Origin of the sequence: Nonomuraea aridisoli (assembly GCF_003236395.1) — a bacterium.
Classification (GTDB): Bacteria; Actinomycetota; Actinomycetes; order Streptosporangiales; family Streptosporangiaceae; genus Nonomuraea; species Nonomuraea aridisoli.
The window spans coordinates 18,992-28,897 of record NZ_POUD01000094.1; the positions used below are offsets into that span (position 1 = coordinate 18,992).

12 protein-coding genes and 1 tRNA gene are annotated in these 9,906 nt (G+C 71.5%); 9 read left to right on the forward strand and 4 right to left on the reverse strand.

Going from position 1 to position 9,906, the window contains the following annotated elements; translation table 11 throughout:
- Positions 1 to 94: 94 nt before the first annotated feature.
- On the reverse strand, positions 95 to 865 hold the full coding sequence (locus C1J01_RS22665; RefSeq protein WP_111180979.1) for an SDR family oxidoreductase: 771 nt from the start codon (positions 863 to 865) through the stop codon (positions 95 to 97).
- Between the two features lie 77 nt (positions 866 to 942).
- Here C1J01_RS22665 and proB point away from each other — a divergent pair, with 77 nt between their 5' ends.
- The 4 genes from proB to C1J01_RS22680 all read left to right on the forward strand — a co-directional run bounded on the left by proB (position 943) and on the right by C1J01_RS22680 (position 5,429).
- Positions 943 to 2,061: a glutamate 5-kinase gene (gene proB, locus C1J01_RS22670; RefSeq protein ID WP_438943123.1), complete on the forward strand. Its 1,119-nt coding sequence runs from the start codon at positions 943 to 945 to the stop codon at positions 2,059 to 2,061.
- Between the two features lie 20 nt (positions 2,062 to 2,081).
- Positions 2,082 to 3,353 (forward strand): glutamate-5-semialdehyde dehydrogenase, encoded by a 1,272-nt coding sequence (locus tag C1J01_RS22675; RefSeq protein WP_111180980.1) that lies wholly within the window; start codon positions 2,082 to 2,084, stop codon positions 3,351 to 3,353.
- 50 nt (positions 3,354 to 3,403) lie between these two features.
- Positions 3,404 to 3,580, forward strand: a complete 177-nt coding sequence (locus C1J01_RS50015) for a hypothetical protein (protein ID WP_181448909.1) — start codon at positions 3,404 to 3,406, stop codon at positions 3,578 to 3,580.
- A gap of 82 nt (positions 3,581 to 3,662) precedes the next feature.
- Positions 3,663 to 5,429, forward strand: a complete 1,767-nt coding sequence (locus tag C1J01_RS22680) for a serine/threonine-protein kinase (RefSeq protein ID WP_111180981.1) — start codon at positions 3,663 to 3,665, stop codon at positions 5,427 to 5,429.
- 111 nt (positions 5,430 to 5,540) lie between these two features.
- Here C1J01_RS22680 and C1J01_RS22685 read toward each other — a convergent pair whose 3' ends face one another.
- Entirely contained in the window at positions 5,541 to 6,572 is a 1,032-nt protein-coding gene (locus C1J01_RS22685; protein ID WP_438943124.1) for a M48 family metallopeptidase, read from the reverse strand.
- A gap of 87 nt (positions 6,573 to 6,659) precedes the next feature.
- Here C1J01_RS22685 and nadD point away from each other — a divergent pair, with 87 nt between their 5' ends.
- The 4 genes from nadD (at position 6,660) to C1J01_RS22705 (ending at position 8,623) form a co-directional block, all read left to right on the forward strand.
- The gene (gene nadD, locus C1J01_RS22690) at positions 6,660 to 7,274 is read left to right on the forward strand and encodes a nicotinate-nucleotide adenylyltransferase (RefSeq protein WP_111180982.1); all 615 of its coding nucleotides are present in this window, start codon (positions 6,660 to 6,662) and stop codon (positions 7,272 to 7,274) included.
- A gap of 91 nt (positions 7,275 to 7,365) precedes the next feature.
- Positions 7,366 to 7,761 carry a ribosome silencing factor gene (gene rsfS, locus C1J01_RS22695; RefSeq protein WP_111180983.1) on the forward strand — a complete coding sequence of 132 codons (396 nt, stop codon included), beginning with the start codon at positions 7,366 to 7,368 and terminating at the stop codon, positions 7,759 to 7,761.
- Complete coding sequence (locus C1J01_RS22700; RefSeq protein WP_111180984.1) at positions 7,758 to 8,387, forward strand: histidine phosphatase family protein; 630 nt, start codon at positions 7,758 to 7,760, stop codon at positions 8,385 to 8,387. The genes rsfS and C1J01_RS22700 overlap by 4 nt, the downstream gene beginning before the upstream one ends.
- 163 nt (positions 8,388 to 8,550) lie before the next feature.
- Positions 8,551 to 8,623, forward strand: a tRNA-Ala gene (locus C1J01_RS22705).
- A 92-nt stretch (positions 8,624 to 8,715) separates the two neighbouring features.
- Here C1J01_RS22705 and C1J01_RS22710 read toward each other — a convergent pair.
- Both C1J01_RS22710 and C1J01_RS22715 read right to left on the reverse strand, forming a co-directional pair.
- The gene (locus C1J01_RS22710; protein ID WP_111180985.1) at positions 8,716 to 9,069 is read right to left on the reverse strand and encodes an SPW repeat protein; all 354 of its coding nucleotides are present in this window, start codon (positions 9,067 to 9,069) and stop codon (positions 8,716 to 8,718) included.
- Between the two features lie 275 nt (positions 9,070 to 9,344).
- On the reverse strand, positions 9,345 to 9,662 hold the full coding sequence (locus C1J01_RS22715; protein ID WP_111180986.1) for a hypothetical protein: 318 nt from the start codon (positions 9,660 to 9,662) through the stop codon (positions 9,345 to 9,347).
- A gap of 81 nt (positions 9,663 to 9,743) precedes the next feature.
- Between C1J01_RS22715 and C1J01_RS22720 the strand changes: the two genes are divergently transcribed.
- The coding region (locus C1J01_RS22720; RefSeq protein ID WP_146615690.1) for an NAD-dependent epimerase/dehydratase family protein at positions 9,744 to 9,906 on the forward strand (163 nt) is incomplete at its 3' end.

Genomic DNA, 9,906 nt, shown 5'->3' on the forward strand with positions numbered 1-9,906 from the left:
GGCGGGGCGCGGGCGGCTGGGTGGGTTGGTGTTCAGGGGTGAAGGCACCGCAGGCTTGCGGGTGGGAGTGCCTGTGGAGGGATGGGATAGGTGGTCAGGGGTTGAGGGCGGCTTCGGCGCCGCCGTCGGCGTAGAGGATCTGGGCGGTTACGAAGGAGTTGTCGGGGGCGGAGAGCCAGGCGAGCAGGGAGGCGATCGGCTCTACGGGGCCAGGGAAGCCGAGCGGTTGGGGCATGGCCGATGACACGAGGGCGCGGGTCGCCGGGTCGGACAGGAACTGCTTCCTGGCCGACTCCGTGTCCACCACGCCGGGGGCGACGGCGTTGAGGGGGATGCCCGCGCCCGCCCATTCGGGGGTGAGGGCGGCGCGGCGGAGCCAGCGGTTGAGCGCCTGTTTGCTCGACGGGTAGATGACGCGGCCGCGTCCGGCCTTCGCGGCGCCGCGGGCGGCCTCGGCGGCGGACTCCTCGTCCAGCGACAGGCAGGCTTCGACGATGGCGTCGTCGGCGGCCACGATCGCGCTCAGCGACGACACGGCGACCGCCCTCGGCGCATCGGACGCCGCCAGCAGCGGGCGCAGCCCTTCGAGAGTGGCGATCGTGCCGAAGAAGTTGAGGCGTACGGTCTGCTCCGACGGCACGCCCGTGCCCGCAACGGCGATCAGCCCGTCGATCCGGCCGCCCGAGGCCGCCGTGACCTGCGAGACCATGCCTTCGCGGCCCTCGGGGGCGGTGAGGTCGGCGAGCACGTCGGCGTCGCGGACGTCGCAGCGGATGACCCGGAATCCGTCCTTGGCCAGCAGGTCGGCGGTGGCCGCGCCGATGCCCGAGGCGGCACCGGTGACCACGTAGGTGCGCGTTTCCATGCATCTTTACTACATTGAATGAACTGATGCAGTCAATGTAGCTATTTGGGTCGGTACGAGCGGATAGGCTGCCAGACGTGCGGGAACAGATCGCCTCAGCGTCGAAAGTCGTGGTCAAGGTCGGCTCCTCCTCCCTCACGACCCCTCAGGGCATGATCGATGTCGATCGGGTGGACGCCCTGGTGGACGTGCTGGCGGCGCGGCGCCGTACCGGGACGCAGATCGTCCTGGTCTCCTCCGGAGCCATCGCGGCGGGCCTCGGCCCGCTCGGGCTGAGCGCGCGACCGCGCGACCTGGCGACCCAGCAGGCCGCCGCCTCCGTCGGGCAGGGCGTGCTCGTCGCCCGCTACACCTCCTCCTTCGCCCGCTACTCGCTGCGCGTCGGCCAGGTGCTGCTGACGGCCGACGACATGATGCGGCGCGCCAACCACGCCAACGCCCAGCGCACCCTCAACCGGCTGCTGGAGCTGGGCATCGTGCCCATCGTCAACGAGAACGACACCGTGGCCACCGACGAGATCCGCTTCGGCGACAACGACCGGCTGGCCGCCCTCGTCTCCCACCTGATCCACGCCGACGCGCTGGTGCTGCTGTCCGACGTGGACGCCCTCTACGACGGCCCGCCCAGCCGCCTCGGCACGCGGCGGCTGACGGAGGTGCGCGGGCCCGAGGACCTCGCCGGGGTCGAGCTGGGCAAGAACGGCGCCGCGGTCGGCACCGGCGGCATGGTGACCAAGGTGCAGGCGGCCAGGATCGCCACCGGGGCGGGCGTGCCCGTGGTGCTCACCGCAGCCGCCCACGCCGCGCAGGCGCTCGCCGGGGCCGACGTCGGCACGTACTTCCATCCCGGCGGCCGGCACCCCGGCACGCGCCTGCTCTGGCTCGCGCACGCCACCACCGGCCGCGGCCGGCTGCATCTCGACGAGGGCGCGGTGGAGGCCGTCGTCGCGCGGCGCAAGTCGTTGTTGCCCGCCGGGGTGACGTCGGTGGAGGGCGAGTTCGCGGCGGGCGACCCGGTGGACCTGTGCGGCCCTCAGGGGCTCGTCGTGGCCCGCGGGCTGGTCAACTTCGACGCGACCGAGATCCCCGGCCTGCTCGGCCGCTCCACGAGGGAGCTGGCGAGCACGCTCGGTCCGGAATATGAACGCGAGCTGATCCACCGGGACGACATCGTCATACTGGAGACCCACGCCTGAGCCTGCGAAGCGGAGCAGCAATGAGCACAGAGTTCCAGAAGGTCGCCCACGCGGCACGAGAGGCCGCCGCCGAGCTGGCCCCGCTGCCGCGGGCGCCGAAGGACCGGGCGTTGCGCACGATCGCCGACGCCCTGGTCGCGCGGGCGGCCGAGATCGTCGAGGCCAACGCCGCCGACGTCGAGCGCGCCAGGGAGCAGGGCACGTCCGAGGCGATGATCGACCGCCTCCGGCTCGACGAGGCCAGGATCGCGGCCGTCGCCGAGGCCGTGCGCCAGGTGGCCGACCTGCCCGACCCGGTCGGCGAGGTCGTGCGCGGCACGACGCTGCCCAATGGGCTGGAGCTGCGCCAGCTCAGGGTGCCGCTCGGCGTGATCGGCATCATCTACGAGGGCCGCCCCAACGTCACCGTCGACGCCGCCGCGCTCTGCCTGAAGAGCGGCAACGCGGTGCTGCTGCGCGGCTCGTCCAGCGCCTACTCCTCCAACACCGCCCTGGTGAGGATCATGCAGGAGGCGCTGGAGGCCACCGAGGTGCCCGCGGGCGCCGTGCAGCTCGTGCCCGGGCAGACCCGCGACTCCGTCAAGGAGCTCATGCGCGCCCGGGGGCTGGTCGACGTGCTGATCCCGCGCGGGGGCGCGTCCCTGATCAACGCGGTGGTCGAGGAGTCGTCGGTGCCGGTGATCGAGACCGGCGTCGGCAACTGCCACGTCTACGTCGACGCCGAGGCCGACGTCAAGCTCGCCGTGCAGATCCTGGTCAACGCCAAGGCGCAGCGGCCGTCGGTGTGCAACGCCGCCGAGACGTTCCTCGTGCACGAGGGCGTCGCCGACGCGTTCGTGCCGCGCGCGCTGGAGGCGCTGCGCGAGGCGGGGGTGACCGTCCACGGCGACGAGCGGATCGCCCGCTACGGCGAGGTCGTGCCCGCGACCGAGGACGACTTCCTCGCCGAATACCTCTCCCTCGACATCGCCGCCGCCGTTGTCGGCTCGCTGGAGGAGGCGGTGGCCCACATCAGGCGGTACGGCTCCGGCCACACCGACGCCATCGTCACCCGCTCGCAGCGGGCCGCCCGCCGGTTCGTCGCGCTGGTCGACTCGGCGGCCGTCGCGGTCAACGCCTCGACCAGGTTCACCGACGGCGGCGAGTTCGGGTTCGGCGCGGAGATCGGCATCTCCACGCAGAAGCTGCACGCGCGCGGCCCGATGGGCCTGCCCGAGCTGACCTCCACCAAGTGGATCTATACGGGTGAGGGGCATTTGCGCACGTCAGAGGGAACGGTGGTGGCCGGTTAGGCGGCGTGTCGGCCTGACCAGCGCCCGGCCCCGTGGGTTGACTGGGAGACATGGACATTGTCGTCGCCCTCGTCTTCTCGGCCGCGGTGCTCTTCGGCGCCGACCGTCTGCTGCTCTGGCTGGAGAGCCGCGGCCACGTCAACTGGCGCAGGAAGGGCCGCCGGCCGCTGCCGGACGAGCCCGCCACGGAGCTCGAGCGGATGCTCACCGACCACACAGGCCGATAATCCTTCGGCGTGCCGCAAGCGGCGACGCGCGTACCGGCGCTAGGGTTGTGTCCCTTATGGGCGCGCCGGGCGGGGAGGGACGGTGAGCAAGCTCGGCAAGGTCGGGCCGTACACCTTGGTCGAGCGGCTCGGCCGGGGTGGCATGGGTGAGGTCTACCTCGCCTCCACCCGCCGCGGCGAACGGGTCGCGCTGAAGGTCCTGCACGACCTGGCCGAGGACACCACCGCGCGCGTGCGGCTGGAGCGCGAGGTGCGCGCCCTGCGCCGGGTCGAGAGCCCGTACGTCGCCAAGGTGCTCGACGCCGACCTCGACGGCGCCCGTCCCTACCTCGTCATGGAGCACATAGAGGGCGTGACGCTGCTCGAACGCGTCCGCCAGGATGGCCCCCTCGACGTCTCCGGCCTCGTCGGCCTGGCCCAGGGCATCGCCGCCGCGCTGGCGATCATCCACGCGGCCGGGGTCGTCCACCGCGACCTCAAGCCCGGCAACATCATCATGGGCGCCGAGGGCCCCGTGCTGATCGACTTCGGCATCGCGCAGGTGCTCGACGCCACCCGGCTCACCATGACCGGCACGTTCCTCGGCACGCCCGGCTACACCGCACCGGAGATCTTCGCCGACGAGCAGGTCGACTCGCCCGCCGACATCCACGCCTGGGCCGCGACGGTGGCGTTCGCGGCGACGGGGCGGCCGGCGTTCGGGCGGGGCACGGCCGAGGCGCAGATGTACGCGGTGCTCAACGGGCAGGCCGACCTCAAGGGCGTGCCCGTCGAGCTGCTGCCGCTGGTGCGGGCCGCGCTCAACCGGGAGCCCGGCAAGCGGCCCACGGCGGCGTTGCTCGCCGATCGGCTGTCGCGGCTGGCCAAGGCGACCAGCGCGGGCGAGCCCGACCCGTCCGCCGCCGACGCGGCGGAGGAGAGCGGCAAGGGGACGGCCGCGCGCGGCAGGGTCGCCGAGGAGGCCCGCTCCGCCAGGAGCCGCCCCAACGCCGTGCCGGCCGAGGGGAAGGTGCCGCCGCCGCGCGGGCGTACCGGAAACAGGGCCGTGCCGGACGGCAAGAGCGCCGCTGTGGCGCGCACGCGTACGGGCGCCGACGGCAAGGGCGCCGCGGTGGCGCGGACCCGGACCGGCGCCGACGGCAAGGGCGCGGCCGCGGCGCGCGGGCGTACGGCGGCCGAGGGGAAGGTCCCGGCGCCGCGGGCCCGTGCGGGCGCGGACGGGAAGGTCACCGGGCCGCGCCAGCGCACGGCGGCGGCCGTGCGGAGCCGGACGGCGGTCGCCAAGCCGCAGGGCGGGCGCGCGGCCGGGCTGCGGGCCGAGTCGTCCACCACGCTGCCCGCGGGCAACGGCGCGCTGCTGCTGCTCGCGGTGCTGGCCGTGCCGTGCGTGGTGACGTCGGTGATCTGGCCGATCGCGTCGATCGCCATCACGACCGTGTTCGTGGTGCTCACCAGGACGTTGTGGATGAGCCACTGGATGGTCAGGAAGCGCAGCTCGCGGCGTTCGCGGGTGGCGCTGCGGGTGCTGTTCTTCCCTGCCGCGCTGGCCGGGGCGGTGGTGACCGCCGTCGTGTGGCCGGGGCTGCCCGTCGCGGTGGCCTCAGGCGGAGCGCTCTGGGCGACCGGCGGCGGCGAGATCGACTCCGACTGGTGGCAGCAGGCCGCGCCCGTGACGGTGGCCGGAGTGGTGTTCGGGATGTTGTGCGGCGGGATCACCGGCCGCGAGATCGAGCGGGTCGGGCAGCGGCTGCCCGACCTGCGCAGGGAGGGGCTGCGCGCACTGGCCGTGCTGGGTGGGTTCGTCGCCCTGTGCGCGGCCGCCGTGCGCGCCATCGCGTTGCTGCTGTGACCTGACGGCGCCGCAGGAGAGGCCCTGGCGCTGGTCCCGCCGCCTCGCCGACGCGGGCGCCGGCGGCGGGGACGCGGCTGATCAAGCGGATCGGCCGCGTGCCGTCTCGCGTCAGCCCTGGCCGCCGTCGCGGCGGGAGAAGCGGTTGAAGATGCGCTCGCCCGCGTTCACGGCGCCCTCGGCCACGTCACGCAGCACGCCGATGAACGGGTCCTGCGACTGCTGCCAGGAGGCGCGGTAGGACTCGGCCGCCGCCTTGATCTCGTCGGTCACCCGCGCGTTGGAGTCGTCGTCCCTGCGGGGGTAGTCGCCGGCGATGATGCGGTCGTATTCGCCGCTGCGCTGCCACTTGTCCAGCTCCGCCACACGCACCACCGCGAACGGGTGGGTCGTGCCGAGCAGGTTGAGGACCTTGAGGAAGCCGTCGCGAAGGTCGCCCGCGGTGTCGTACTCGTGGAACTGCTCGAGGAACGCCTCGATGTTCATCTCGTGCATGTAGGAGCCGCCGGCCAGCTTCATCAGCGCGCGCTTGGCCGCCTCCGGGTCCTGCCCGACGAGCAGGCCGCCGCGGTCGGAGGACAGCTCGGACTTGCGGTACCACTCCTCCAGGCCCGCCACGATCGCGCGCAGGCCGATGTAGCCCAGCGGGATCCAGGCGACGCGCGTGGCGAGACGGGTGAGGATGTCGAGCATCGTGCGGTAGACCGCGTGCCCCGACAGGATGTGGGAGGTCTCGTGGCCGATGACGAAGCGCTGCTCCTCCTCGTTCATGAGGTTGAGCAGACCCGTGGTGACGACGATGAACGGGTCGTCGAAGCCGATCGCCTTGGCCTGGACCTGCGGATCCTGCTGGATGTAGATCTCGGGGATCCGGTGCAGGTCGAGGGTGTAGGCGGCGTCGCGGCCCATGTCGTAGATGGAGCGGAACTGGGTCTCGCTCACGCGCACGGCCGAGGCGAGGTACATCAGGCGCAGCCGGCGCTCGCTGATGAGACCGGACATCTGCTTGAGAACTGTGTCGAACCCACTCAACTTGCGCAGAGCGACCAGCGCGGACCGGTCTGCGGGGTGTTCGTAGGCTCGAGACGAGATGCCGGGCAGTTGGACGCGGTTGCGGTCCGGGGTGGTCGTCATGCCCGGCATGCTACGTCCGCAACGGAAGTGATGCGCGGTCATCACCAAGGGGGGTCCCATCATGTTGGTGGGATACGTCCGCGTAAGGTCCGTTTCATGATGAATGCGCCCAGTGTGCAGGGGAAGCGACGAGTGGGGGTGATGGGTGGGACGTTCGATCCCATCCACCATGGGCACCTCGTCGCCGCCAGTGAGGTGGCCCACCATTTCCAGCTCGACGAGGTCGTCTTCGTGCCCACCGGGCGGCCGTACCAGAAGTCGGGGCGTGACGTGTCGGCGGCCGAGGACCGCTACCTGATGACGGTCATCGCCACCGCGTCGAACCCCCGCTTCTCGGTCAGCCGGGTGGACATCGACCGTCCGGGGCCGACGTTCACCATCGATACTTTGCGCGATATTTCGCGAATTTATGGGCCTGAGGCTGACCTGTTCTTCATCACCGGCGCGGACGCGCTCGGCGCGATCCTCGGCTGGCAGAACGCGGAGGAGCTGTTCGAGCTCGCCCACTTCGTCGGCTGCACGCGCCCCGGGCACACGCTGCACGACCCCGGGCTGCCGGAGGGCCGGGTGACGCTGCTCGAAATTCCCGCCCTGGCCATCTCCTCGTCCGAATGCCGGCAGCGCGTCGCCAAGGGCGAGCCCATCTGGTATCTCGTGCCCGACGGGATCGTGCAGTACATCAACAAGCGGGGCCTCTACCAGTCAGGTTGAGGGTGACGGCGGCGCAGGTGAGGGGTTTGGGCCCGGAAGGGTACCCTCAACTTAAGGGCATGCTGCCGACACAGGAGGACAGACCCGCATCGTGACCGCATCTGAGAGATCCGTCCAGCTCGTGCGCATCGCCGCGGAGGCCGCGGCCGACAAGCTGGCCGATGACATCCTGGCCTACGACGTGAGCGAGCAGCTCGTCATCACCGACGCCTTCCTGCTCTGCTCCGCCACCAACGACCGGCAGGTCCGCGCCATCGTCGACGAGATCGAGGAGCGGCTGCGCACCGAGGCCGACGCCAAGCCCGTGCGTCGCGAGGGCGAGCGCGAGGGCCGCTGGGTGCTGCTCGACTTCGTCGACATCGTCGTGCACGTGCAGCACGAGGAAGACCGTACGTTCTACGCGCTCGAGCGCCTCTGGAAGGACTGCCCGGCCATCTCGCTGCCGGAGAGCGTCCTGCAGGCCAACCTGCAGCGAGCGCGCTCTTGAGCAAGCGGATCGTATGTCTGCGACACGGGCAGACGTTGTGGAATGTTGAACAGCGCTTCCAGGGCCACTCCGACATCCCCCTCGACGAGACCGGCGTGGCGCAGGCCGCGAGGGCCGCGTCGTTGCTGGCCTCGCTGCGCCCCACGCTGATCGTCTCCTCCGACCTGCAGCGGGCCAACGACACCGCGCTCGCGCTCGGGCGGCTCGTCGGGCTGGACGTGGCGGTCGACAAGGACTTCCGCGAACGCGGCGGCGGCGAGTGGGAGGGGCTCACCCGCGAGGAGATCGCCGCGCGCTGGCCCGAGGAGTACGTGGCCTGGGAGGCGCCCGGCGGCGAGTCCGTCACCGACGTGGCCGCCCGGGTGGCGGCCGCCATGCGCCGGTGGGTGACCCGTCTCGACGACGACGGCCTGCTCGTCGTGGCCTCACACGGGGCCGCGCTGCGGCTCGGCATCTGCGAGCTGCTCGGGCTGCCGGAGGAGCTGTGGCCGGCGCTCGGCGGGCTCGGAAACTGCTCCTGGTCCGTCCTGCAGGAAGGACGCAAGGGGTGGCGGCTGCTGGAGCACAACGCCGGCACCCTCCCCGAGCCGGTGCACAGCGACGACCGGCCCGACGCCGAGGCGTAGGGCCCCGTCCGTACGGCTCGGGGGCCGTACGGGGTGTGCATGATCGTGGCGCCCTGGTCGTTTCGGTGGCCAGGGCGCGGGAAGCCGCCGCGATTAGGCGAATCGGGCCGGATGGCTATATGCTCTCCGAGCGCCGCAACGGGTGGACTCGAAGCGGTGACCAGGGGCTATGGCGCAGTTGGTAGCGCGCCTCCATGGCATGGAGGAGGTCTGGGGTTCGAATCCCCATAGCTCCACCTCACGTTTTCCCGCCGTTGTTGGGGCGGAGCGCAGGTGGGCGCACGAAAGGCCGGGTCGCTCGGATGAGCCCGGCCTTTGTGGTGATGGGTCAGTGCTGGATCACGTGACGGTGCGCCGCCTTGCTGGCGGGGACCGCCGTCAGGCTGAGGACCACCGTGATGACGCCCACGACCCAGGACGTCCACGACGCGCCCACGCTCTGGGTGTAGGTGATGACCCACGGCGCGACGAACAGCAGGACGCCCCAGAGGGCGTTGAGCCATTCCGTGGCGACCACTCCCGGGTTCGCCAGCGATACCAGAGAGGTGATCGCGGTCAGGACACCCAGCACGATCAGCGAGGGCGCGGCGCCCGACGCGCCGTTGACCCAGATCGGGGAGAGTGCCGCGTAGATGCCGGCGACCAGGGTGACCCAGTCCTGCCAGCGTGACCATGCCTTCATGAGAACCTCCGCCGATGGCGTTTGCGAGGCTGGCCTGTTTGGTCAGTCGTAACTCGCTCAACTTCCGGAGGTGGGGCCCGATTCCAGTCCCACATGTGACATTGCGCACAATTTCCGGAAGTCGTCTTCCTCTATTACGACCTATCCAAAGAGATGGCTGTGTTTCCCGCATGTGGGGAGATCTCTTGCCAAAAGTGCTTGGAGGACGCGCCTTTCGGGTGTGGTGGCGCGCGTCCTCCCGGCGGGTACGGCTGCCGACGTTCCGAAGACGGGCCTCAGGCCAGGCTGACGGGCTGCGGCTGGTACGCGTGCACGCCCGCGTCGGCGCTGTTCGCCCAGAGGATCACGGCCACGGCCGCCGCGGCCAGGAGCAGGACCGCGCCGCCGGTGACGATCACCCACCACCAGGCTGATCTGGGGGGCTTCGTCTCGTAGTGCGGGACGTCGGGCAGCATGTCCGGCGTGTACGGCAGCCGCTGGGTGGCGGGGTGCTCCGGTGAGTCGTGCCGGGGTTGGTGGACCGGGCGGGGATGGCGGTGCCTGATCGTCCGGTCGGGATCGGGTTCCTGCGGGCCGGGCTGCTCTGGAGTCATGATCCCCTCAGGCGCGCGAAGAAAATGCCGTGATTTACCGCAACATTGTCACATCGCACCCCGTGGCGCCGTCCATAGGGCATGACGGCGGTTCTTGTGACAGGCGGAAGCGGGCGGCTCGGGCGTGCCCTGGTGGAACGGCTCGTCGCCGACGGGCATGACGTGCGGGCGGCCAGCCGTTCGGCGCGGGCGTCCGGGAGCGGCGTGCGGTGGGTGGTCGCGGACGTGGCGACCGGGCGGGGGG